This window comes from Geodermatophilus aquaeductus, from assembly GCF_900182545.1.
Classification (GTDB): domain Bacteria; phylum Actinomycetota; class Actinomycetes; order Mycobacteriales; family Geodermatophilaceae; genus Geodermatophilus; species Geodermatophilus aquaeductus.
Window position 1 is genome coordinate 172,689 of record NZ_FXTJ01000005.1, and the last position, 23,678, is coordinate 196,366.

Annotated in this window: 21 protein-coding genes; 12 read left to right on the forward strand and 9 right to left on the reverse strand. The window is 74.8% G+C overall.

The features are described 5' to 3' along the window. Positions 1–32: 32 nt before the first annotated feature. The 3 genes from glgB to FN207_RS14265 all read left to right on the forward strand — a co-directional run bounded on the left by glgB (position 33) and on the right by FN207_RS14265 (position 5,957). Positions 33–2,915, forward strand: a complete 2,883-nt coding sequence (gene glgB, locus FN207_RS14255) for a 1,4-alpha-glucan branching protein GlgB (RefSeq protein WP_142459156.1) — start codon at positions 33–35, stop codon at positions 2,913–2,915. A gap of 198 nt (positions 2,916–3,113) precedes the next feature. Then, positions 3,114–4,481, forward strand: a complete 1,368-nt coding sequence (locus tag FN207_RS14260) for a neutral zinc metallopeptidase (RefSeq protein ID WP_142459157.1) — start codon at positions 3,114–3,116, stop codon at positions 4,479–4,481. Positions 4,482–4,559: 78 nt separating this feature from the next. Next, positions 4,560–5,957, forward strand: a complete 1,398-nt coding sequence (locus tag FN207_RS14265) for a neutral zinc metallopeptidase (RefSeq protein WP_142459158.1) — start codon at positions 4,560–4,562, stop codon at positions 5,955–5,957. A 3-nt stretch (positions 5,958–5,960) separates the two neighbouring features. Here FN207_RS14265 and FN207_RS14270 read toward each other — a convergent pair whose 3' ends face one another. Beyond that, positions 5,961–6,929, reverse strand: a complete 969-nt coding sequence (locus FN207_RS14270) for a tetratricopeptide repeat protein (RefSeq protein ID WP_142459159.1) — start codon at positions 6,927–6,929, stop codon at positions 5,961–5,963. Between the two features lie 34 nt (positions 6,930–6,963). Continuing rightward, positions 6,964–7,497 (reverse strand): MarR family winged helix-turn-helix transcriptional regulator, encoded by a 534-nt coding sequence (locus tag FN207_RS14275; protein ID WP_142459160.1) that lies wholly within the window; start codon positions 7,495–7,497, stop codon positions 6,964–6,966. Between the two features lie 161 nt (positions 7,498–7,658). Between FN207_RS14275 and FN207_RS14280 the strand changes: the two genes are divergently transcribed. Further along, positions 7,659–8,546, forward strand: coding sequence for a PDDEXK family nuclease (locus tag FN207_RS14280; RefSeq protein WP_142459161.1), 888 nt, complete (start codon positions 7,659–7,661; stop codon positions 8,544–8,546). Between the two features lie 67 nt (positions 8,547–8,613). Here the strand turns inward: FN207_RS14280 and FN207_RS14285 are convergent, their stop codons facing one another. Genes FN207_RS14285 through FN207_RS14295 form a run of 3 tightly spaced genes read right to left on the reverse strand, consistent with a single transcriptional unit; the run spans position 8,614 to position 12,340 of the window. After that, positions 8,614–10,080 carry a phytoene desaturase family protein gene (locus tag FN207_RS14285; protein WP_142459162.1) on the reverse strand — a complete coding sequence of 489 codons (1,467 nt, stop codon included), beginning with the start codon at positions 10,078–10,080 and terminating at the stop codon, positions 8,614–8,616. Between the two features lie 41 nt (positions 10,081–10,121). Continuing rightward, complete coding sequence (gene meaB, locus FN207_RS14290) at positions 10,122–11,153, reverse strand: methylmalonyl Co-A mutase-associated GTPase MeaB (protein WP_142459163.1); 1,032 nt, start codon at positions 11,151–11,153, stop codon at positions 10,122–10,124. Further along, on the reverse strand, positions 11,150–12,340 hold the full coding sequence (locus FN207_RS14295) for an acetyl-CoA C-acetyltransferase (protein ID WP_142459164.1): 1,191 nt from the start codon (positions 12,338–12,340) through the stop codon (positions 11,150–11,152). Before FN207_RS14295 ends, meaB begins: the two co-directional genes overlap by 4 nt. Positions 12,341–12,558: 218 nt before the next feature. Here FN207_RS14295 and mce point away from each other — a divergent pair, with 218 nt between their 5' ends. The 6 genes from mce (at position 12,559) to FN207_RS14325 (ending at position 18,710) form a co-directional block, all read left to right on the forward strand. Continuing rightward, positions 12,559–13,014 (forward strand): methylmalonyl-CoA epimerase, encoded by a 456-nt coding sequence (gene mce, locus FN207_RS14300; RefSeq protein WP_142459165.1) that lies wholly within the window; start codon positions 12,559–12,561, stop codon positions 13,012–13,014. Positions 13,015–13,120: 106 nt separating this feature from the next. Further along, positions 13,121–14,452, forward strand: coding sequence for a crotonyl-CoA carboxylase/reductase (gene ccrA, locus FN207_RS14305; RefSeq protein ID WP_142459166.1), 1,332 nt, complete (start codon positions 13,121–13,123; stop codon positions 14,450–14,452). A 175-nt stretch (positions 14,453–14,627) separates the two neighbouring features. Next, positions 14,628–16,091 carry a DivIVA domain-containing protein gene (locus FN207_RS27310; protein ID WP_142459167.1) on the forward strand — a complete coding sequence of 488 codons (1,464 nt, stop codon included), beginning with the start codon at positions 14,628–14,630 and terminating at the stop codon, positions 16,089–16,091. Positions 16,092–16,263: 172 nt separating this feature from the next. Next, positions 16,264–17,070 (forward strand): hypothetical protein, encoded by an 807-nt coding sequence (locus FN207_RS14315; RefSeq protein ID WP_142459168.1) that lies wholly within the window; start codon positions 16,264–16,266, stop codon positions 17,068–17,070. A gap of 117 nt (positions 17,071–17,187) precedes the next feature. Further along, positions 17,188–18,057 (forward strand): DUF4397 domain-containing protein, encoded by an 870-nt coding sequence (locus FN207_RS14320; protein WP_246066057.1) that lies wholly within the window; start codon positions 17,188–17,190, stop codon positions 18,055–18,057. After that, positions 18,054–18,710, forward strand: a complete 657-nt coding sequence (locus FN207_RS14325) for a class F sortase (RefSeq protein ID WP_246066058.1) — start codon at positions 18,054–18,056, stop codon at positions 18,708–18,710. The genes FN207_RS14320 and FN207_RS14325 overlap by 4 nt, the downstream gene beginning before the upstream one ends. A 75-nt stretch (positions 18,711–18,785) precedes the next feature. Here FN207_RS14325 and FN207_RS14330 read toward each other — a convergent pair whose 3' ends face one another. Together FN207_RS14330 and FN207_RS14335 are read right to left on the reverse strand one after the other, a co-directional pair. After that, complete coding sequence (locus tag FN207_RS14330) at positions 18,786–18,983, reverse strand: hypothetical protein (protein ID WP_246066059.1); 198 nt, start codon at positions 18,981–18,983, stop codon at positions 18,786–18,788. 115 nt (positions 18,984–19,098) lie between these two features. Continuing rightward, positions 19,099–20,880, reverse strand: coding sequence for a 3-hydroxyacyl-CoA dehydrogenase family protein (locus FN207_RS14335; protein WP_142459169.1), 1,782 nt, complete (start codon positions 20,878–20,880; stop codon positions 19,099–19,101). Positions 20,881–21,095: 215 nt separating this feature from the next. On the opposite strand from FN207_RS14335, the gene FN207_RS14340 reads away from it, so the two are divergent. Beyond that, a complete protein-coding gene (locus tag FN207_RS14340) occupies positions 21,096–21,365 on the forward strand; it encodes a hypothetical protein (protein ID WP_221888201.1) in 270 nt (89 codons plus the stop codon). Here FN207_RS14340 and nucS read toward each other — a convergent pair. Further along, positions 21,328–21,999 carry an endonuclease NucS gene (gene nucS, locus FN207_RS14345; RefSeq protein WP_110905420.1) on the reverse strand — a complete coding sequence of 224 codons (672 nt, stop codon included), beginning with the start codon at positions 21,997–21,999 and terminating at the stop codon, positions 21,328–21,330. The two genes, FN207_RS14340 and nucS, sit on opposite strands and share 38 nt — an antisense overlap. A gap of 65 nt (positions 22,000–22,064) precedes the next feature. Between nucS and FN207_RS14350 the strand changes: the two genes are divergently transcribed. After that, positions 22,065–22,904, forward strand: a complete 840-nt coding sequence (locus FN207_RS14350) for a hypothetical protein (protein ID WP_221888202.1) — start codon at positions 22,065–22,067, stop codon at positions 22,902–22,904. On the opposite strand, the gene FN207_RS14355 is transcribed toward FN207_RS14350, so the two are convergent. Beyond that, positions 22,901–23,674: an enoyl-CoA hydratase-related protein gene (locus FN207_RS14355; RefSeq protein ID WP_142459170.1), complete on the reverse strand. Its 774-nt coding sequence runs from the start codon at positions 23,672–23,674 to the stop codon at positions 22,901–22,903. The two genes, FN207_RS14350 and FN207_RS14355, sit on opposite strands and share 4 nt — an antisense overlap. Between the last annotated feature and the right edge of the window lie 4 nt (positions 23,675–23,678).

The window sequence follows — 23,678 nt, forward strand, 5'->3', positions numbered from 1 at the left end:
CGCAGACGACGACAGAGGACGGCATCGCGACCATGACGACGAGCGACCAGACACCCGGGAGCGGGACGGCCGCCGAGACCGCTGACGCGCCGGCCACCAAGGACGAGCTGCAGCGGGTGGTCGAGGAGCGGGCCCGCCAGGCCGAGGAGGCCGAGAGCGAGCCGATCGTGAACGCGGCCCCGGCCCGCAAGCGCGCACCGGCCAAGAAGGCCGCCGCGAAGAAGGCACCGGCCAAGAAGGCGGCCGCGGCCGCCGTCGAGGGCGACGGTGCCGCCGAGCCGGCCGCGCCCCGGAAGAAGCGGACGACGAAGAAGGCCACGGCGGCCCCCGACGGCGAGGCGCCGGTCAAGGCGACCCGCAAGCGGGCACCGCGGAAGACCGCCGCTCTCGAGCCCGCCGCCGAGGTGGTCGCCGAGCAGGGCGGCACCGCCACGCCGGTCGTGGCGCCCGCGCCGATCGCCGAGCCGGGCTCCCCCTCCGGGGCGCCGGCGCCGCAGCCCGAGCCGCCGGACCCCGACCCGTCGGAGCCCATGACCCCGCAGGCGCCCGGGGAGGACACCGCGCCGGTGTCCCGGACCGACGTCGTCACCCCGGAGGTGCCGTCGACGGCGGGCGGCGAGGGCGGCCTGACCTCCGGCGCCGGTGGCGGCGGTGCGCACGACGGGCCCGAGGAGGTCACCGAGGAGGACCTCCGCGCGATCGTCGACGGCTGGTCCCGCGACCCGCACCGGGTGCTCGGCGCGCACGCCGCCGGCGAGGGCTGGGTGGTGCGCACGCTGCGGCCCGACGCGTCCGCCGTCGTCGTCGTCGACCAGGACGACTCCCGCTACGAGGCCCGGCAGGTGCACCCCGGCGGGATCTTCGAGGCCACCCTCCCCCAGCAGCCCGGCGACTACCGGGTCGAGGTAACCTACGGCGAGGACACCTTCCTCGTCGACGACCCCTACCGCTGGATGCCCACGCTCGGTGAGCTCGACCAGTACCTCATCGGCGAGGGCCGGCACGAGCGGCTGTGGGAGGTGCTCGGTGCGCACGTGCGGCGCTACGAGACCCCGCGCGGCACCGTCGAGGGCGTCTCCTTCGCCGTCTGGGCGCCCAACGCCCAGGGCGTGAAGGTCACCGGCGACTTCGACTACTGGGAGGCCCGCGCCCACCCGATGCGCCAGCTCGGGTCGATCGGCGTCTGGGAGATCTACCTCCCGGGCGTGCAGGCGGGCACCCGCTACCGCTACCACGTGCTCGGTGCCGACGGCGTCTGGCGGGAGAAGGCCGACCCGATGGCCTTCGCCACCGAGGTGCCGCCGGCCAACGCCTCCGTCGTCGTCCAGTCCACCCACGAGTGGCACGACGACGCGTGGCTGGCCGAGCGCGAGCGCGGCAACTGGCACGAGCGGCCGATGAGCGTCTACGAGGTGCACCTCGGCTCGTGGCGGCAGGGGCTGTCCTACCGCGAGCTGGCCGAGGAGCTCGTCGACTACGCCGTGGGCGCGGGGTTCACCCACCTGGAGTTCCTGCCGGTCGCCGAGCACCCCTTCGGCGGCTCGTGGGGCTACCAGGTCACCAGCTACTACGCGCCGACGTCGCGCTTCGGCAGCCCCGACGACTTCCGCTACCTCGTCGACCGCGCCCACCAGGCGGGCCTGGGCATCATCGTCGACTGGGTGCCGGCGCACTTCCCCAAGGACGCCTGGGCCCTGGGCCGCTTCGACGGCACCGCGCTCTACGAGCACGCCGACCCCCGCCGCGGCGAGCAGCCGGACTGGGGCACGTTCGTGTTCAACTTCGGCCGCACCGAGGTGCGCAACTTCCTCGTCGCCAACGCGCTGTTCTGGGCCGAGGAGTTCCACATCGACGGGCTGCGGGTCGACGCCGTCGCCTCGATGCTCTACCTGGACTACTCGCGCGAGGACGGCGAGTGGATCCCCAACCAGTACGGCGGCCGGGAGAACCTCGAGGCGGTGTCGTTCCTCCAGGAGGTCAACGCCACCATCTACCGCGAGGTGCCGGGCGTGATGACCATCGCCGAGGAGTCGACCGCCTGGCCCGGCGTCACCCGGCCCACCTACCTCGGCGGCCTGGGCTTCGGCTTCAAGTGGAACATGGGCTGGATGCACGACTCGCTGGCCTACGTGGCCCGCCAGCCGGTGCACCGCAGCTACCACCACAACCAGCTGACGTTCTCGATGATGTACGCCTACTCCGAGAACTACGTGCTCCCGATCAGTCACGACGAGGTCGTCTACGGCAAGGGCTCGCTGCTGCGGAAGATGCCCGGTGACCGGTGGCAGCAGCTGGCCGGCGTCCGCGGCTACCTGGCCTACATGTGGGCGCACCCGGGCAAGCAGCTGCTGTTCATGGGCTCGGAGTTCGCGCAGGACGCCGAGTGGGCCGAGAGCCGCTCGCTGGACTGGTGGCACCTCGACGACCCCGCGCACCGCGGCGTGCTGGCACTGGTCACCGATCTCAACGCGCGCTACCGCGAGACCGAGGCGCTGTGGTCGCTCGACGTCGACCCGGCCGGCTTCCAGTGGATCGACGCCAACGACGCCTCGGGCAACGTCATCACCTTCCTGCGCTACGGCCGGCCGAAGGTGGCCGACGTCCCGACGCCGACCCAGGCCGCCGAGTCCGGCGAGGACGCCGTGGTCGCCGAGGGCGGCGGGCAGACGCCGGGCCAGACGCTCGCCGTCGTCTGCAACTTCTCCGGCAGCCCGCACCACGGCTACCGGATCGGCCTGCCCCGCGGCGGGCGCTGGCGCGAGGTGCTCAACACCGACGCCGAGGGCTACGGCGGCTCCGGGGTCGGCAACTACGGCGGCGTCGACGCGGTCGAGGAGCCCTGGCACGGCCAGCCGTTCTCGGCCACCGTCTCCGCGCCGCCGCTGGGCACCCTCTGGCTGTTGCACGAGGGCTGACCGGCCCCTCTGACGGCCCCGCGGCCGGGCCGCTCCTCCCGGGGAGTGGTCCGGCCGCTGCCGTGCGCGGACCTGTTCCGCACTCCCCTCTGCCCGTGCATCATGGCCCGGCTCCGCGCCGCCCCAGGGCGCGGACCGGTCCCGAGGGACCCCGGCAGAGAAGGAACCCCAGCTCCGATGAGGCATGGTCTGCGCCGCGTGACAGTCGCGGCAGCGGTGGGCAGTGTGCTGCTCACCGGGTGCTCGAGCACCGTCGTCGGCGCCGCGTCGCGCGGGCCGAGCGTGCCGGTCGACGTCACCGCCGACGCGTTCCCGATCACCGGTGCCGCGGACACCGAGACCGACCGGCTGGCGCGCAACGCCCTGGCCGACCTCGACACGTTCTGGAGCCAGGCCTACCCGGAGTACTTCGGCGAGCCGTACGAGCCGATCAGCGGCGGCTACTTCTCCGTCGACTCCACGAACATCGACGAGTCCGCCTACCCGGAGACCGGCATCGGCTGCGCGCGGGCGCCGGAGGACCCCGAGGGCGTGGCGAACAACGCGCACTACGACCCCAACTGCGACGTCGTCGCCTACGACCGGGCGCTGCTCGAGCAGCTCAGCGCGGAGAACGGGCCCTACCTCGGCCCGGCGGTCATGGCGCACGAGATCGGCCACGCGATGCAGGGCCGGTTCGGCTTCGCCGACTCGACGATCGTCGTGGAGACCCAGGCCGACTGCCTGGCCGGCGCCTTCACCCGCTGGGTCGTCGGCGGCAACGCCGAGCACATCGCCCTGCGCGTCTCCGAGCTCGACCAGGTGGTCCTCGGCTTCATCGGCCTGCGCGACCCCGTGGGTCTCGCGCCCGACGACGACCGCGCCCACGGGTCGGGCTTCGACCGGCTGTCGGGCTTCTACGCCGGGTTCGAGGGCGGCGTGGGCACCTGCCGCGACGACTTCACCGAGCAGCGGCTGTTCACCGCCACCGAGTTCACCACCCAGGCCGACTTCGACAACGAGGGCAACGCCCCCTACGAGGACATCTCCGGCCTGGTGGCGGCGACGCTGCCGCTGTTCTACGACCAGGTCTTCCCGGGTCTGAGCGCGGACTTCACCGAGCCGACCATCGAGGTCTTCGACGGCACCGCCCCCGACTGCGGCGACATGGGCGCCGAGGACCGCGACCTCGGCTACTGCGAGGCCGACGGCACCGTCTACGTCGACGAGGCCGACCTGCTCGGCCCGGCCTACGAGGGCATCGGCGACTTCGCCGTCGCCACCGCGGTCTCCCTCGCCTACGCCCAGGCGGCGCGGGCCCAGCTCGGCCTGTCCATCGACGACGCCGCCGCCGCCAGCTCCGCGGTGTGCCTGACCGGCTGGTACGCGGGCCGGTTCTGGACCGGCGACTTCACCGACGTCGGCCAGCTCTCCCCCGGTGACGTCGACGAGGCGGCGGTCTTCCTGCTGACCTACGGCCAGGAGGACGGCGTCTTCCCGAACACCGAGCTGTCCGGCTTCGAGATGGTCGACGCCTTCCGCGACGGCTTCCTCAACGGCGGCGCCGGCTGCGAGATCGGCCTGTAGTCCCGGGCTGCGCCCGCCCCGGCGTGGGGCGGGCGCCGTCGGCGTTCACGCAGGCCGGTCCCGGGTACGGGGCCTGCGATGGACACCCTCCCGCGCTCGCGGGGCGCGCTGACCGCGCTCCTGGCACTCGGCGTCCTGCTGACGTCGGCGTGCTCCTACGTCGTGATCGGCCAGCCCAGCTCCCGGGGCGCGCCGTCGGCGTCGGTCGACGACGGGACGGTGACCGTCGTCGGCGCCACCGACGGGCCCATCGACACCCTCGCGCGCAACGCGCTGGCCGACCTGGAGACCTTCTGGTCGGACACCTTCCCCGACGTCTTCGGGCAGACCTTCCCGCCGCTGACCGGCGGGTTCTTCAGCGTCGACCCCGACGACGTCGACCCGTCGCTCTACCCCGACGGCATCGGCTGCGGCACCGATCCGCGGGACCTGGAGAACAACGCCTTCTACTGCTCGCAGGGTGGCGTGCCGAACTCCGACTCGATCAGCTACGACCGCGCCTTCCTCGGCGAGCTGGCCTCCCGGTACGGCGAGGTGCTGCCGCAGCTGGTGATGGCCCACGAGTTCGGCCACGCCGTGCAGGCGCGCGTGGGCTACCCGGAGACCTCGATCGCCACCGAGACCCAGGCCGACTGCCTGGCCGGCGCGTGGACGGCGTGGGTGGCCGACGGCAACGCCGAGTTCTCCTCCGTCGACACCGGTGACCTCGACCAGCTGCTGGCCGGCTACTTCCTGCTGCGCGACCCGGTGGGCACCGGCACCGGCGAGCAGCAGGCGCACGGCTCGTACTTCGACCGCGTCTCGGGCTTCCAGGAGGGCTTCGACGACGGCGCCGGGGCCTGTCGCGACAACTACGGTCCCGACCGGGTCTTCACCCAGGGCGAGTTCACGTCCGACGCCGACTTCGAGAGCGGCGGCAACGCCCCGTTCCCCGACACCGAGAGCATCATCGCCAACTCGCTGCCGGAGTTCTGGACCCGCGCCTTCGAGCAGGTGCTCGGCGGCAGCTTCACCGCGCCGCAGCTGGAGAGCACCGGCAGCCCGCCCGACTGCGCCCCCTCCGACGTCGCGCTCGTCTACTGCCCCGACGGCGGGGACGGCGGCGACCCGCTGGTCGCCTATGACGGGGACTTCGCGCGGCAGGCGTACGAGATCGGCGACTACGCCGTCGTCACCGGGGTGGCGATCCCGTACGCGCTGTCGGCCCGCGACCAGCTCGACCTGTCCACCGACGACACGGCCGCGCTGCAGTCGGCGGTGTGCCTGACCGGCTGGTACTCCGCGCAGGTCTACAACGGCCAGCTCGAGTCGGTCACCATCTCTCCGGGTGACATCGACGAGAGCGTGCAGTTCCTGCTCGAGTACGGCAACGACCCCGACGTGCTGGCCGACACCGAGCTCACCGGCTTCCGCCTGGTGGACCTGTTCCGCGCCGGCTTCCTCAACGGCGCGGCCAGCTGCGACGTCGGGGTCTGAGCCTCAGTACAGCGCGAGCATCAGCTGGCGGCGGGCGGCGACGACGCGGGGGTCGGCGTCGCCGACCACGCCGAAGAGCTCGACGAGGTGCTTGCGGGCCTGCTCGCGGTCCTCGCCGGCGGTGCGGCGCACGACGTCGACCAGGCGGGTGAAGGCGCCCTCGACGTCGCCGGTGCCGAGCAGGAAGTCCGCGGCGCGGGTCTGGGCGGCGACGTCGTCGGGGGCGGCGTCGGCGCGGGCCAGCGCGTCGGGGCCGGCGGCGTCGGCGCGGCGGAACAGCTGCACCTGGCGCAGCGCGAGCCCGGCGACCGGGTGCTCGGGCTCGGTCTCGAGGATCGAGGCGTAGGCGGCCTCGGCGGCCTCCAGGTCACCGCGCTCGAGCGCGGCCTCGGCGGCGTCCAGGCGGGGGTCCTCGAGGCCCTCGTCCTCGCCCTCCTCCGCCCCGGGGACGGCACCGCCGGTGGTGGCGCGCACCAGCTCGGTGACGAACTGGCGGGCCTGCTCCTCGGGGATGGCGCCGGTGAACTCGGCGACCAGCTGGCCCTGCCAGACGGCCTTGACCGCCGGGATGCCCTGAACGCGCAGCCCCTGGGCCAGCGCCGGGTTGGCGTCGACGTCGACCTTGGCCAGCACCCACGAGCCGCCGCCCTCCGCGGCCAGCCGCTCGAGGACCGGGGACAGCTGCTTGCACGGGCCGCACCACTCGGCCCACAGGTCGAGGACGACCGGCACCTGGAACGAGCGGTCGAGGACCTCGGTCTGGAAGGTGGCCTCGGTGACGTCGACGACGGCCGAGCCGGGCGCGCCCGCGGGGGCCGCGGCGCTCGGCGGCGGAGCGGCCTGGGCCCGCGCGGCGGCCTCGGAGCGCGCCTTGACGGCGGCGAGGTCGACCGCGCCGGCCAGGGAGGCGGCCAGCTGTGCCTGCTGGGCCTGCGCGCGCGGGTCGGGGCGTCCGGGACGGGTGGGCTGCATGCCCCCATGATCCCACCGGCCGGCGGGTGCGGTGTCAGCCCTCGGCGGACGGGGCGGGATCGACATCGGCGACGTCGCCGGCGCCGATGCGGACGCGCTTGAGGAGGTCGAACAGGGTCGCCCGCTCGGCCTCCGGCAGGTCGCCGAGACCGAAGTCCAGCGCCATGAGCTGGTCGGTGGCGACGTCGACCACCGCCCGCCCGCGGTCGGTGATGCCGGCCAGCACGCCGCGGCCGTCGGCGGGGTTGGGCCGGCGGTCGACGAACCCGGCGGCCACCAGCCGGTCGATGGCGTTGGTGACGCTGGTCGGGTGCACCATCAGGCGGCTGCCGATGACCTTGAGCGGCAGCTGGCCGGTGCGGCTGAAGGTCAGCAGGACGAGGACCTCGTAGCGGGCGAAGGTCAGCCCGTGCGGGCGCAGCACCTCGTCGAAGCGGGCGAGCAGGATCTGCTGGACCCGGAACACCGACGTCGCCGCGCGCATCGCCGACGCCGGCCCGAAGCGGTGCTCCCAGGTCTCACCCGCGCGCTCGATCGGGTCGAACGGCAGCCCCAGCGCCCGGACCATGCGCCCGACGCTACCTCCCGCGTGTCCCACATCCCCTCCACTCACCGAGATACGGCTCGTCGCGGCCATCGAGCGTCCATGACCACCAGGAGCCGCATCTCGGTCCGCGGCTGTGGACAACCGGAGCGGTTGCCGAGCCGGTCGCGGCACCATCCCCACCCGTGTCCCGCCCACCCACGCGCCCGCCTGAGCTGAACGGCAAGGTGTTCCGCGGGTCGCTCGTCGTGAGGGCGGGGCTCCTGACACCGGCGCAGCTGCGGACCTCCGCCTGGCGGCGACTGTTCCCTGACGTCTACGCCTGCACCACGGCCGACGTCGACCACGGCCTACGTGCGCACGCGGCGGCGCGCCTCCTCCTGCCCGGTGCGGTGGTCAGCGGTCGCAGCGCCGCGGTCCTCCGGGGCGTCGACCTCGCCGACCGCGACGACGTCGTCACCCTCACCGTCCCCGTCTCCTGCCGCGCGGGCGCGGTCGCCGGCGTCTCGCTCACCCGCAGGGCCCTCGCGGCGGACCAGACCACCGTCCGCCACGGGACGCGGGTGACCACGCCGGTGCGCACGGCGCTGGACCTCGCTCGCCGCCGTCCGGTCGAGGACGCGGTGGCCGACCTCGACCGGTTCGTGCGGTCAGGCAGGGTCGACCTCGCGGCCGTCCGCGCTGCGGCCGCCGGACTGACCGGACGGGACTGCCGCCAGGTCCGGCAGGTGGCCGCGGTCGCCGACGGGTTGGCCGAGTCGCCGCAGGAGACCCGCCTGCGCCTGCTGCTCGTCCGCTCGGGACTCCCCGCTCCTGTGGCGCAGCACGTGGTGCGCGACGGCGGCCGGTTCGTCGCGCGGGTCGACCTGGCGTGGCCCGAGCACCGCATCGCGATCGAGTACGACGGCGCGTGGCACGGCGACCCCGCACAGTTCCGTGCCGACCGCCGGCGCCTCAACCGGCTCACCGCGGCCGGATGGCGTGTCGTCTTCGTCACCGCCACCGACCTGCACCGGCCCGACGCCCTCGTCGCGCGCCTGCGACGGCTCCTCGACGCACCGAGATCCGCCTGAATGCGGCCATGCGCCCTGAGTGACCGCGACCAGACGCATCTCGGCGCCGAGATGCGACGCGGCAGCTTCAGGCGGCGGGGCGGAGGCGGGGCACCTCGCGGACGCCGAACACCTCGCGCAGCGCCACGCGGGCGGCGTTGTCCCCGCAGGCGCCGTGCACAGCGGGCCCGGGCGGGGTGGCCGACGAGGCCATGTAGACGCCCGGCACCGGCGTCTTGTACGTGTTCCAGCGGGGCACCGGGCGGAAGAGCATCTGCCGCAGGGTCGCCTGGCCGTTGGAGATGTCGCCGCCGATGTAGGCGGGGTTCCACGCCTCCATCTGGACGGCGTTCTTCGTGGCCCGGTCGACGACGGTGTCCTTGAAGCCCGGCGCGAAGCGCTCTATCTGGTCCTCGATGGCCGCGGTCATGTCGACGTCGGAGCCGTGCGGCACGTGCACGTAGGCCCAGAAGACGTGGCCGCCGTCGGGCGCGCGGGTCGGGTCGGGCACGGTCGGCTGGACGGCGAGCACGTACGGCCGGTCGGTGATCTCGTTCCGGTTGGGCGCCCGCTCCCCCGCGAGGGTCTCCTCCAGCGTCCCGGCGATGTGCAGCGTCCCGGCGCGGCGGACCTCGGGGTTGGTCCACGGCACCGGCTCGGACAGGATCCAGTCGACCTTGAACACGCCGGCACCGTGCTTGTACCGCCGCACCCATCGGCGGTAGCCCTCGTTCAGCCGGTCGCCGGCCATCGTCACGAACGCCTCGGGCGCGGTGTCGAGCAGCACCGCCGGCACGCCGTCGAACTCGCGCAGGTCGGTGATGTGGTGCCCGGTGACCACCTCGCCGCCCTGCTGCTCGAGCGCGGTCACCATCGCGTCGGCGAGGTTCTGCGACCCGCCCTCGACGAGCGGCCAGCCGACGTGGTGGCCCAGCATCGTCAGCAGCATCCCGAGCGCGGAGGTGAGCGGCTGGCTGAGGTCGAGCATGCCGTGCGCGGCGGCCCCGGCCAGCATCGCGCGGGCGCCCTCGGTCTCGAAGAACCGGTTGGCCAGCCACCGCACGTTGGGCAGGCCGTTGAGCCCGAACTTCACGACCTCGGCCACGCTGCGCGTCGGCGGCCGGCGCAGCGCCGACATGAGGAAGAAGTCGACGACGTCCTGCCCGTGCTCGACGAGCGGCTCGAACAGGCGGCGGTAGGCATCGCCGTCGGGGCCCAGCGCGGCCGCCGTCGCCTCCAGCGACCGGTACTGCACCGCGGCACGCCCGCCGTCGAGCGGGTGCGCGAAGTTGACCTCCGGCTGCACGAGGCGGACGCCGCGGCTGGGCAGGTCGAACTCGCGGAAGAACGGGGACGCCGCGGCCATCGGCTGCACGATCGAGCAGACGTCGTGCCGGTACCCCGGCCGCATCAGCTCCTCGGTGCGCATGCCGCCGCCCGGCTTCCCCGCCGCCTCGACGACCTGCACCCGCAGGCCTGCGGCGGCCAGCCGGAGGGCGGCGGCCAGGCCGTTGGGTCCCGCTCCGACGACGACGGCGTCCGCCTTGCCGTTCACTGCGATAGCCCGTTCACCCGGGCCAGTCTGCCCGGGGAAGATCAGAGCTGCGCGAGGAGCCGGTCCGCCGCGCGGTAGGGATCGGTCTCCCCCGCCACCACCTCGCCGGCCAGTGCGGCGAGCGCCGCCGAGCCGCGCACCTCGCCCATGCGCGCCCGCAGTCCGGCCAGCGCGATGGCCTCGATCTCGCGGGCGGCCCGCTCGGCGCGGCGGCGGGCGCCCTCGCCGGTCTCGGCGAGCCACCGGCGGTGCTCCTCGATCCGCTCGAGCACGCGGTCGATGCCCTCGTCGCGGGAGGCCACCGTCCGGCAGATCGGCGGCCGCCACGCGCCCGGCCCGGCGTGCCGCCCGCCCAGGGACTGCATGTACCGCAGGTCGCGCACGGTGGAGTCGGCGCCGTCGCGGTCGGCCTTGTTGACGACGAAGACGTCGGCGACCTCGAGGATGCCGGCCTTCGCCGCCTGGATGCCGTCGCCCATCCCCGGCGCCACGAGCACCAGCGTCGTGTCGGCCAGCGAGGCGATCTCCAGCTCCGACTGCCCGACGCCGACGGTCTCCACCAGCACGACGTCGCAGCCGGCGGCGTCGAGGACGCGCAGCGCCTGCGGGGTCGCCCACGCCAGCCCGCCGAGGTGCCCGCGGGAGGCCATGGAGCGGATGTAGACCCCGGGGTCGCCGGCGTGGTCCTGCATCCGCACCCGGTCGCCGAGCAGCGCCCCGCCGGAGAACGGCGAGGACGGGTCGACGGCGAGCACCCCGACGCGCTTGCCGGCGGCCCGCAGCGCCCGCACCAGCGCCGTCGTCGTCGTGGACTTGCCGACGCCCGGCGAGCCGGTCAGGCCGAGCACCTGGGCGTGGCCGGTGTGCGGGGCCAGCGCCGCGGCCACCTCGCGCAGCACGGGGCTGGCGTCCTCGACCAGCGAGACCAGCCGCGCCACCGCGCGGGCCTCGCCGTCGCGGGCGCGGGCGACCAGGTCGGGGACGTCGACAGCGCGCCGGGCGCGGCGGGAGAGTCGTTGCCCGCGAGGGGCGACGGGGCCGGACGTCTGGACGGCCAGGCCGTCGGAGGTCACGCGGAGGCGGGCACGTGCAGGATCAGCGCGTCACCCTGGCCGCCACCGCCGCACAGCGCGGCGGCACCGACGCCGCCGCCGCGGCGGCGCAGCTCCAGCGCCAGGTCGAGCACGATGCGGGCACCGCTCATGCCGACCGGGTGGCCCAGCGCGATGGCCCCGCCGTTGGGGTTGACCTTCTCCGGGTCGATGCCGAGCTCGCGGGTGGAGACGATGCCGACGGCGGCGAAGGCCTCGTTGAGCTCGACGAGGTCGAGGTCCTTCGGGTCGATGCCCTCGCGGGCGCAGGCCTTCTGGATCGCCCGCGACGGCTGGCTCTGCAGCGTGGCGTCGGGCCCGGCGACGACGCCGTGCGCGCCGATCTCGGCGATCGGCGTCAGCCCCAGCTCGGCGGCCTTCTCCGCGGACATGACGACGACCGCGCAGGCGCCGTCGGAGATCTGCGAGGCGGTGCCGGCGGTGATGGTGCCGTCCTTGGCGAAGGCCGGCCGGAGCTTGGCGAGGGTCTCCACCGTCGTGTCGGCGCGGATGCCCTCGTCCTCGCGGAACTCGATGGGGTCGCCCTTGCGCTGCGGGATGAGGACGGGGGTGATCTCCTCGTCGAAGACCCCGTTCTTGGCCGCGCGCGCCGCCTTCTGGTGGCTCTCGGCGGCGAAGGCGTCCTGCTCCTCGCGGGTCAGCTGGTACTTCGCGTTCGCCTGCTCGGTGAGGACGCCCATGGCGACCTGGTCGAAGGTGTCGCTCAGCCCGTCGTGGGCCATCGAGTCGACCAGCGTGGCGTCGCCGTACTTCGTGCCGGTGCGCGAGCTCGGCAGCAGGTGCGGCGCCTGGGTCATGGACTCCATGCCCCCGGCGACGACGACGTCGAACTCGCCGGCGCGGATGAGCTGGTCGGCCAGCGCGATGGCGTCGAGGCCGGACAGGCAGACCTTGTTGAGGGTGAAGGACGGCACGGTCATCGGGATGCCGCCGGCGACCGCGGCCGGGCGGGCGGGGTTCTGCCCGGCGCCGGCCTGGATGACCTGGCCCATGATCACGTAGTCGACCTGGTCGCCGGTGATGCCCGCGCGCTCCAGCGCCGCCTTGATCGCGACGCCACCGAGGTCGGCGGCGGAGAAGTCCTTGAGCGAGCCGAGGAGCCGGCCCATGGGGGTCCGGGCGCCGCCGACGATGACCGAGCGGGACATGCTGCCTCCAGGAGCGCGTCGCCGACGCTGGCGACCACGGGTCGGGCCGCAGCCGCGAGGGCCACGGCTGTAGGGCTGCAGGCCAGGATAGATCGGTTCTCCAACCGGGTCGACGGGCCCGGTGGCACCCCCACCGGTCGGACCGCCGCGGCGGCCCGTGGGTGTGAGAACCGCCACCCGCAGGAGTCGTCTCAGACGTCTTGCGTCAGGATGGCGCGGTGACCGCTGACGCGCCCGCGGGCCTGCCCGCCGAGCTGTTCACCACGATCGACCACGTGGGCATCGCCGTCCCCGACCTCGACGAGGCGATCGCCTTCTACGCGCAGGCCTTCGGCGTGCGGTCGGTGCACGAGGAGACCAACGAGGAGCAGGGCGTCCGCGAGGCGATGCTCGCCGTCGGCTCCGGGGACACCCGCATCCAGCTCCTGGCGCCGCTGACGCCGGAGTCGACGATCGCCAAGTTCATCGGCCGCTCGGGCCCCGGCCTGCAGCAGTTGGCCTTCCGCGTCGACGACGTCGAGGCGGTCAGCGCGACCCTCCGCGAGCGCGGCCTGCGACTGCTCTACGACGTCCCGAGGCGAGGCACCTCCGGCAGCCGGGTCAACTTCGTGCACCCCAAGGACGCCGGCGGCGTCCTGGTCGAGCTCGTCGAGCCCGCCCGCGCCGCGCACTGACGGTCCGGGGAGCCTCCCCGGACCACCCCGACCCCCGCCGGTTACCGGTCGGTAACCTGCGCCGCACCCCTCCGCCCTCCGAGCCGACGAAGACCCGGGAGACCGCGTGAACGAGATCAGGGACGCCATCCTCGCCGACCAGCTGGCCGACATCGGCGGCCTGCCGGTGCCGGAGTCCTACCGGGCGGTCCTCGTCCGCAAGGACGAGCAGGACATGTTCGCCGGCATGCCGGCCAAGGAGAAGGACCCGCGCAAGTCGCTGCACGTGGAGGAGGTGGCGACGCCGGAGCTCGGCCCGGGTGAGGCGATCGTGGCCGTGATGGCCTCCTCGGTGAACTACAACACCGTCTGGACGTCGATCTTCGAGCCGGTGTCCACGTTCGGGTTCCTCGAGCGCTACGGCCGGCAGAACGACCTCACCAAGCGGCACGACCTGCCCTACCACGTGGTCGGCTCCGACCTGGCCGGCGTCGTGCTCAAGGTCGGCCCGGGGGTGAACAAGTGGAAGCCCGGCGACGAGGTCGTGGCGCACTGTCTGTCGGTGGAGCTGGAGGACCCGGCCGGGCACGACGACACGATGATGGACCCGCAGCAGCGGATCTGGGGCTTCGAGACCAACTTCGGCGGCCTGGCCGAGCTCGCGCTGGTCAAGAGCAACCAGCTCATGCCCAAGCCCGCGCACCTGAGCTGGGAGGAGGCGGCCGCCCCCGGGCTGGTCAACTCCACCGCCTACCGCCAGCTGGTCTCCCGCAACGGTGCGGGCATGAAGCAGGGCGACGTCGTCCTGATCTGGGGCGCCTCGGGCGGGCTGGGCTCCTACGCCACCCAGATGGCCCTCAACGGCGGCGCCATCCCCGTCTGCGTGGTCTCGAGCCCGGAGAAGGCCGCGATCGTGCGCTCGATGGGTGCCGAGCTGGTCATCGACCGCTCCGCGGAGGGCTACCGGTTCTGGAAGGACGAGGACACCCAGGACCCCAAGGAGTGGCAGCGCTTCGGCAAGAAGATCCGCGAGCTGACCGGCGGCGACGACGTCGACATCGTCTTCGAGCACCCCGGCCGGGAGACCTTCGGCGCGAGCGTCTACGTCGCCAAGAAGGGCGGCACGATCGTCACCTGCGCCTCCACCAGCGGCTACATGCACTCCTACGACAACCGCTACCTGTGGATGAACCTCAAGCGGATCGTCGGGTCGCACTTCGCCAACTACAAGGAGGCGTGGGAGGCCAACCGGCTCATCGACAAGGGCCTCATCCACCCCACCCTGTCCAAGACCTACGCCATGGACGAGGTCGGGCAGGCCGCCTACGACGTCCACCACAACCTGCACCAGGGCAAGGTCGGCGTGCTGACCCTCTCCCCCGAGGAGGGCCTCGGCGTCAAGGACACCGAGAAGCGGGAGCGGCTGCTGCCCGCGATCAACCGCTTCCGCGGCGTGTAGCAACGCCGCTGCCCGGGCGCCGGCCACGGCGCCCGGGCACCCCGGGGGGACCGCCTCGTTGAGCGACGGGGCGCGGTCCGGGGCGCACGGGCACCATCCCGGACGACGCACGGCGCACGGCCGGACCGGTCCCGACACGGTGACGACCCTCCCCCGACTCTGCGAGGATGACCGCATGACCGATCCCCGCCGCGACCTCCTGCCGATGCGCGAGGCGCAGCACTCGTTCGACGTGGTGCTGCGGGGTTACGACCGCCACCAGGTGGCCGAGACCATCGAGCGCCTCGAGGCCGACATCCGGGTGGCCCTGGCCGACCGGGACGCGGCGGTCACCCGGTCCGCCGACCTCGCCGGCCAGCTCTCGTCGATGCACGCGGAGATCGACCAGCTGCGTCGCAAGGCCGCCAACCAGGGCCCGGCCACCTTCGAGAACATGAGCGAGCGCATCTCGCACATGCTCCGGCTGGCCGAGGAGGAGGCCGCCGACATCCGCGCGACCGCCGAGCAGGAGGCCCGCGCGCTGCGCGAGCAGACCGCCGCCGAGGAGCGGGCGATGCTCGAGCGGCACGCCGCCGGCCAGGCCGAGGTCGAGCGGATGCTCGCCGAGGCCCGCCAGAACGCCGAGCAGATCGCCAGCAAGGCCCAGATCCGCGCCGACGAGCTGGTGGCCAAGGCGCAGGAGAAGGTCGCCCGGCTCGACGCCGAGTCGCAGGCCCGCCGCGCCAAGATCGAGGAGGACTTCGAGATCGCGCAGCGGGCCCGCCGCGCCGAGGCCGCCCGCATCGAGGAGGAGCGCGACCAGCAGTCGGTGCGTGCCGCGCAGGAGCGCGTCGCCGCCGCCGAGGCGCACGCGGCCGCCGTCGTCGGGGAGGCCGAGGCGCGCGCCGCCGCCGTCCGCCGGGTGCGCGACGAGCTCACCGCCCGGCTCACCGAGGCCCGGCGCGTGCTGTCCGCGCTGCCCGACCTGGCCGACCGCCCGCAGCCGCAGCAGTCGGCCCCGCAGCAGCAGCGCCCCCAGCAGCAGGCTCCGCAGCAGCAGGGCCCCCAGCAGCCGGCTCAACAGCAGGCCCCGCGCCCGCCGGCCGCGCCGCAGCAGCCGGCCGATGCCCCGCAGGACCAGGTCCCGGCGCGCCGCGACGCCCAGGAGCCGCCCACGGCGGTGCAGCCGCCCGTCGGCCGCCCCTCCGGGGAGCCGCAGACGCTGGTGCAGCCCGCCATCGGGCCGCAGACCGGGATGCAGCGCGCGGTCGGTCCGCAGACCGGCGGGCAGGCCGTGCCGCCGCGCCCGACGCCGCATGCCCGTCCCGCCGACGCCCGTCCCGCCGACGCCCCCGCCGGGGAAGCCGCGGCCGCCCGGCAGCCCACCCGGCCGACGGCGCCGCCGACCCAGCCGGCCGTGCAGCAACAGCCGGCGCAGTCGCGGCCCGAGGGTCCCTCCCCCACCGAGACGCAGCAGATCCGGCCGGTGCACAGCGCGGGCCAGGACGATGGCCGGCACGCCGGCGGGTCCTCCCGCCTGCCGCAGCCGTCCGAGACCGCGCCGGAGCCCGAGGGTCCCCCGACCGCCGTGCAGCCCGCCGTGGGTGCCGGCCGTCCCAACGACACCGGCGGCCAGCCCGCGGTCCCCGGGCGTCGCTGACCTCCCGCTCCCCCGCCCTTCCCGCGCGCCGCGGGCCGGAGCGCGGTAGGGAGGACACGTGCCAGACGACGCCGGACCGGATCCCGCCGGTCCGGACGTCCCACGGGCACGGAGCCCCCGGCGACGCCGGCACCGGCACCGCGCCGAGCCGTCCGGCCTGCGACGCCCCGCCGTGCGCGGGTCCCTGCTCGGCCTGGGGCTCGCCGCCCTCGTGGGTGGCGCGGGCCTGCTGCCGGCCGCCCTCGGGGACGACGCCCCGCGGGCGGCCGACCCGGCGCCGGTGGCGACGTCGTCGGCTCCGGCCCCGGCCGGCGGCCCGGTGACCGCGTGGCTCGACGCGGCCCTGCCGGAGGCGACCGACCTGGCCGCCTCGACCGCGGTCCGGCGGGAGCTCACCGGCACCGGCGTCCCGGCGGATCGGCTCCGGCCGGCCGAGGGCGGCGTCCCGGCGGGCACGCTGCTCGCCGTCGTCGGGACCGCTCCGGAGGGGGCGCGGGTCGTCGCCGCCTTCGACCGGCCCGGCGACGGCAGCCGGCTGCTGGTCGTCGACCCCGCGCCCGCCGAGCCGACCGCCGAGGAGCTGGACCGGCGGCGGTCGCTGGCGCAGGCGCTGCTCGCCAACCCCACCACCCGGGCCGACGGCGCGGCCGGAGAGGTGCTGCGGGAGGCCGCCGTCGACCCGCGGCTGCTGGGCGTGCTGGCCGCCGTGACGGCCTCCGACGGCGTCGGCATCGCGGCCTTCCGCTCTCTGCCCGGGGAGGAGGGCACCGCGCTGCCGGCCCGCCGGGTCCTGGTCGACTCAGTCGGGGGCGCGCCGGTGCCCGGCGACCCCACGGCCACCGAGCGGCTGCGGGCCTGGCTGGCCGCGCAGCTGCCGCCCTTCGCGCCCGACGACGTCGAGGTGACCGACACCGGCGTCCTGGTGTCCTTCCGCTACGTCAGCGGCCCCGACGCCCTGGTCGGCGCCGCCACCCGCTGACGGCGCGCCCGGCGGCACCCCGCGGGTGCGGGTCCGGCGCGCACGGGGTAGACGTTGGGTGATCCCCCGACGACCCTGCGGCACCCCGCCGCGGATCCGACCTGCACGGAGGTGCGCGTGACCAGGACGAGCCGGGTCCTCACGGTGGTGGCCATGACGGCGGCCGTCGCCGGGCTGCCCCTGACGACGGCCGGCGCGGCCGAGGGCGGCCTGCTCCGGCTGGCGCACCTGTCCCCCGACACCCCCGCCGTCGACGTCTACGTCGACTCGGTGGCCGACCCCGCCGCCGGCCAGGTGTTCCCCGCGGTGGGCTACGGCACGGTGTCGGAGTACCAGTCGGTGCCGCCCGGCACCTATGCGATCAGCATGCGCGGAGCCGGCGCCGACCCGGCCAGCCCGCCGGTGCTGTCCACGACGGTGCAGGTCGGCGCGGACAGCGCCCGCACGGTCGCCGGTGTCGGTCCCTTCGCCGACCTCGCCCTGGAGGTGCTCGAGGACGACCTGACCCCGCCGCCCGCGGGCAGCGCACGGCTGCGGGTCATCGCCGCGGCGGCCGGGGCGCACACCCTCGACGTCGCGGTCCCGGGCGGGCCGGCCGTCGCCACCGACCTGGCCTTCGCCGACACGACCGGCTACGTCGACGTCCCCGCGGGCGGCACGTCGGTGACCGTGACGCCGGAGGGCGGCGAGGCCACCGAGTTGCCCGTGGAGGTGGCCGCCGGGTCGGTGTACAGCGTGCTGGTGCTCGACCGGCCCGGCGGCGGGCTGACCGTCCGGACCGCGCTGGACGCCGCGAGCCCCGGCGTGGTCCCGGCCGGCGGCGTCGAGGCGGGCGCGGGCGGCACGGCGGGCTCCTCGTCCCTGCCGCTGGTCGCCACGGCCGCGGGCGTCGTCCTCACCGGCGGGGCCGGGCTGTTCCTGCTCACCACACGGACCACGGCGGCCCGGGACCCGGGGCGGCACGCCGCCGGCCGCCGACGCCGGTGACGCGGGCGGCCCGCCACCGCGCCGCCCGGAGCCGGTCGCGGCACCGCGCCCCCCGCTGGCCCCATCTCGGCGTCCTGCGGCTGGTCCTCGCCGTCCTCGTCCTGGCGGCGGGGGCGGTCGCCCTGGCCCGGCCGGCCCCTCCGCCGCAGGCCGCCGCCGCGACGGCGACCGTCCCGGGACCGATCGAGGTGGCCCAGCAGCCGGCCGCGGCCGCGGTGCCACCCACGCGCGTGCGGGTCCCGGCCATCGGCCTCGACAGCGGCCTGGTCGGTCTCGGCCTCGACACCACCGGGGCGCTGGCGGCACCGGCGGACTTCGCGACGGCCGGCTGGTACGCCGGCGGCCCGGCACCCGGCGACGTCGGCCCCGCGGTGCTCGCCGGGCACGTGGACTCCTCCCGGGGACCGGCGGTCTTCGCCCGCCTGCGCGAGCTCACCGCCGGGGACGAGGTGCTCGTCGAGCGCGCCGACGGCAGCACCGTGACCTTCACCGTGAGCCGGGTCGAGCGGCACCCCAAGGACGCCTTCCCCACCGACGCCGTCTACGGGCCGACGGCGGACGCGCAGCTGCGACTGGTCACCTGCGGCGGCGACTTCGACCGCCCCGCGCGCAGCTACGAGGACAACGTCGTGGTGTTCGCGCAGATGGCGTAGTCGTTCCGGTCAATGGCCTCCCTGCAGGGACCCGCCGCGAGCCTGCGAGCGGTGGGGGGCAGGGTGGTCCTTCAGCTAGCGGCGGCGGTCGCGGGCCGCCCAGCAGGCGGTGTGCCAGTGGCGGCGCCAGTCGGCGGCGGAGTCGGTGTCCCACGGCTCGAGGTCGGAGTCGCGGGCGTAGGCCGGCCAGCTGACCACGTGCGGCGTGCCGGGGCGGATCTCCTGGTCGCAGCCCGGGCAGCGGTAGGTCTTGCCGGTGGCCGCCCCGGTCACCCGGCGGACGACCCAGTCGCCGTCGGAGGCCTCCTCGACCGGATCGGGACGCGACAGCGGGGGGCGGCTCCCCGGCCGCCCCCCGCTGCTGCGTCGTCCCCGCCGAGGCACTGCCTCAGCGGCGGGAGTAGTCCCGGAACCCGCGGCCGGTCTTGCGGCCGAGGTAGCCGGCGGTGACCAGGTGCTCGAGCAGCGGCGCCGGCGCGAAGCCGGGCTCGCGGAACTCGGTGTAGAGCTCCCGCTCGATCGCCAGCGACACGTCCAGGCCGACGACGTCGAGCAGCTCGAAGGGGCCCATCGGGTACCCGCAGCCGACCTTCATGGCGGCGTCGATGTCGTCGGCGGTCGCGTAGTGCGCCTCGAGCATCTTCACCGCGTCGTTGAGGTACGGGAACAGCAGCGCGTTGACGATGAACCCGGCGCGGTCGGTGCAGGAAACCGCGTGCTTGCCCAGCTGCGCGCAGACCGCGTGCGCGGTGGCGGCCACGTCGGGCGCGGTGGCGATGGTGCTGACCACCTCGACCAGCTTCATCACCGGCGCGGGGTTGAAGAAGTGCAGGCCGACGACGTCGGCCGGGCGCTCGCTGGCCTTGGCGCACTCGATGACCGGCAGGCTCGACGTCGTCGTCGCCAGGACGGCGCCGGGCCTGGTGATCTCCCCGAGGGCGGCGAACAGCGCCTGCTTGACCGGCAGCGACTCGACGACGGCCTCGATGACCAGGTCGCGGTCGGCGAGGTCGTCCAGCGACGTCGTGCCGCGCACGCGGCCCAGGACCTCGTCGCGGCCGGCCTCGTCGAGCCGTCCGCGGGCCACCTGCTTGTCCAGCGACTTGCGCAGCGCCGCGGTGACCGCCTCGACCTTCTCCGGCGAGCGGGCCTGGAACAGCACGTCGTAGCCGCCCTTGGCGACGACCTCGATGATGCCGGTGGCCATCGTGCCGGAGCCGACGACGCCGACCAGCGAGACCGGGCGGGCGCCGGAGGCGGCACCGCCGGCCGACGGGGTGTGCTCGTCGGCGACGACCTCGGCCGAGCCCTCCTCGGCGTAGGTGTAGAAGCCGCGGCCGGACTTCCGGCCCAGCAGGCCCGCGGTCATCATCTGCTTGATGACCGGGCTGGGCGCGTGCAGCCGGTTGCGCGACTGCTTGTACATCGTGTCGAGGATCTCGTAGGCGGTGTCGATGCCGATGAGGTCCATGAGCGCCAGCGGGCCCATCGGCAGGCCGCAGCCCAGCCGCATGGCCGCGTCGATGTCCTCGCGGCTGGCGTAGCGGTTCTCGAACATCGACACCGCGTGGTTGAGGTAGCCGAACAGCAGCGCGTTGGCGATGAAGCCGGCCTTGTCACCGATCGTCACGTCGACCTTGCCCAGCCGTTCGGCCAGCGCCTCGACGTCGGCGATGACCGAGGGCTCGGTGACGACGGTCCGCACGACCTCGACCAGCTTCATGACCGGCGCCGGGTTGAAGAAGTGCATCCCGATGACCTTGCTCGGCCGGCCGGTGGCCACCGACAGCTCGGTCACCGACAGGCTCGAGGTGTTGGTGGCCAGGATCGTGTCCGGCGGGCAGATCTTGTCCAGCTTCGCGAACAGGTCGGTCTTGAGCTCCATCCGCTCCGGGACGGCCTCGATGACCAGCTCGGCGGCGGCCAGGTCCTCCAGCGAGGTGCTGAACCGGATCCGCCCGAGGATGGCGTCGCGGTCGGCCGACTCCAGCTTGCCGCGCGCCACCGCCTTGTCCGTGGACTGCACCACGTGCCCGCGGCCGCGCTCGAGCGCGTCGTCGCTGATCTCCACGGCGGTCACCGACAGGCCCGCGCGCGCCAGCACCTCGGCGATGCCCGCACCCATGGTGCCCAGCCCCACCACGCCGACCTCGGTCAGTTCTCTGGCCACGCTGCCATCTCCTCCCGTCCGTTGGACCCGCGCAGTCTCCCACCCGGACCGCCCGGTCCTCCCGCCGGTCCCCGGCTCCGCCGGTACGGTCCGGGGGTGGTCGCCGTCCTGGTCACCGGCATGTCCGGGTCCGGCACCTCGACGGCGCTGGCCGAGCTGGCCCGGCGGGGCCACCGGGGGTCGTCGACACCGACCACGGCGGCTACAGCGTCGAGGTGTGGTCCGCCACGGAGTCCCGGCACGAGCAGCTGTGGCGCGAGGACACCGTCGTGCTGCTCGAGCGGCTGGCCACCCGGACGACGAACGGCTTCGGCCGCAGCGGGGCCGAGCGGGAGTGGGTCCTCGCCGACGTCGCGGCGGTGGAGCCGCTGCTGCGCGCCACGGCGGACGTGGAGATCGACCCCCGCGCCCCGGTGGCCGAGGTGGCCGACCGTCTGGTGGAGATCGCTAGAACAGCCGCTGCGTCGGGTCGTCGGTCCCCTTGAGGACGGCGTAGTCGACGGTCACGCAGTCGATCCCGCGGTCGGTGGCCAGCACCCGCGCCTGCGGCTTGATCTCCTGCGCGGCGAACACGCCCTTCACCGGCGCGAGCAGCGGGTCGCGGTTGAGCAGCTCGAGGTAGCGGGTCAGCTGCTCGACGCCGTCGATCTCCCCGCGCCGCTTGATCTCCACCGCCACGGTGCGGCCGTCGGCGTCGCGGCAGAGCAGGTCGACCGGGCCGATCGCCGTCGGGTACTCGCGGCGGACGAGCTGCCACCCCTGCCCGAAGGTCTCCACGTGCAGCGCGAGCAGCCGCTGCAGCTCGGCCTCGACGCCGTCCTTCTGCAGACCGGGGTCGACGCCCAGCTCGTGCGCGGAGTCGTGCTCGACCGACTCGATGGTGATGACCAGCTGCTCACCGGCCTTGTTGGTGACCGTCCAGGTGCCTGCGCCGTCGACCAGCTCGTCCTTCAGGGAGCACGGCGGGCTCATCCAGTTCAGCGGTTTGTACGCCCGGTCGTCGGCGTGCACCGACACCGAGCCGTCGGCCTTGACCAGCAGCAGCCGCGGGGCCATGGGCAGGTGGGCGGTCAACCGACCGATGTAGTCGACCGAGCAACGGGCGATGACCAGGCGCACGGGCGCCGACGGTACCGGTCGGGTCACGACGGGAACCGCCGAGCCCGGTCACGCGTCGCAGGACCGTGACGACGACGTCGACGGTGCGCGCGGCCGCCCTGCTGGGCTGCGCCCTGGTGCTGGCCGCGTGCGCGCAGGAGGGAGCGGACGCGGGCTCGCCGTCGTCCTCGTCCGCTCCGCTGCCCTCCGGCCTCGTGCTGCAGGTCGCCTACACCGGCGGGTTCACCTCCCCGGAGGAGCTGGCCACCCGGCTGCCCCTGGTCAGCGTCTACGGCGACGGGCGGGTGCTGACCCAGGGCCCGCAGATCGAGATCTGGCCGTCGCCGGCGCTGCCCAACGTGCAGGTGCAGCGGGTCGACGAGGCCACCGTGCGTGACCTGGTCGGCCGCGCCGTCGAGGCCGGCGTGGCCGAGGACGGCGACCTCGGCGAGCCGCCGGTGGCCGACGCGCCCACCACCCGCTTCACGCTGACCACCGACGAGGGCACCACGGTCCGCGAGGTGTACGCGCTGGCCGAGACCCCCGACGACACCCTGACCGCGGAGCAGGCCGAGGCGCGGGCGCGGCTGCGCGACCTGCAGGACGAGCTGACCGGCCTGACCGCCGGGCCCGCCGAGCCCTACGTGCCGCAGACGGTGGCCGCGGTCGTCGCGCCCCACCGCGGCGGCGATCCCGAGCTGCCGCAGCCCGACGTCGCCTGGCCCGGGCCGGCGCTGCCGGGCACGCCGATCGGCCCGGGCATCAGCTGCGTGAGCGCCACCGGGCAGCAGGCGGCCGACGTCCTGGCCACGGCCGCCTCGGCCAACGCCCTGACGCCGTGGACCACCCCCGACGGCGCCCGCTGGTCGGTCACGTTCCGGCCGGTCCTCCCCCACGAGTCCGGCTGCGCGGACCTCGGCGGTTAATCGGTCCAGACGGGCGGGCGCTTCTCCAGGAAGGAGCGCATGCCCTCGCGGGCGCCGTCGAGCTGGCTGGCGCCGGCCATCACCTCGACGGCGACGGCGTAGGCGTCGCGCTCGGGCCGGTCGAGCTGGGTGTACATCGTCTGCTTGCCCCACGCCTTGCTGGCCCGCGAGCCGCGCGTGGCACGGGCCATCAGCTCGTCGACGGCTGCGTCGAGCTCGTCGTCGGGCACGACGCGGTTGACCAGCCCCCAGTCCAGCGCGGTCCGCGCGTCGATGACGTCGCCGGTGAGCGCCAGCTCCATGGCGCGCTTGCGGCCGACGTTGCGCGCGATCGCGACCATCGGCGTGTGGCAGAACCAGCCGCCCTTGCCGCCCGGGGCGGCGAACCCGGCCGACTCCGCGGCCACCGCGAGGTCGCAGGAGGCGACCAGCTGGCACCCGGCCGCGGTGGCCAGGGCGTGCACCCGCGCGACGACGACCTGCGGCACCTCCTGCAGCGTCCCCATCAGCTCGGTGCACAGCGCCAGCAGGCTGCGCACGTCGGCGATCGGTGCGTCGAGGACGTCGGCGAAGTCGTGCCCGGCGCTGAACACCGGCCCCTCCGCCCCGAGGACGATGCCGGTCGCGTCGCTCTCCCCCGCCTCGGTGACGGCGGCCAGCAGCTGGCCGAGGTGCTCGCGGGACAGCGCGTTGCGCCGCTGCGGGCGGCACATGGTGATGCGGACGACGTCGCCGTCCCGCTCGACGCGGGGCGCACCCTCTGCGGTCATGTGG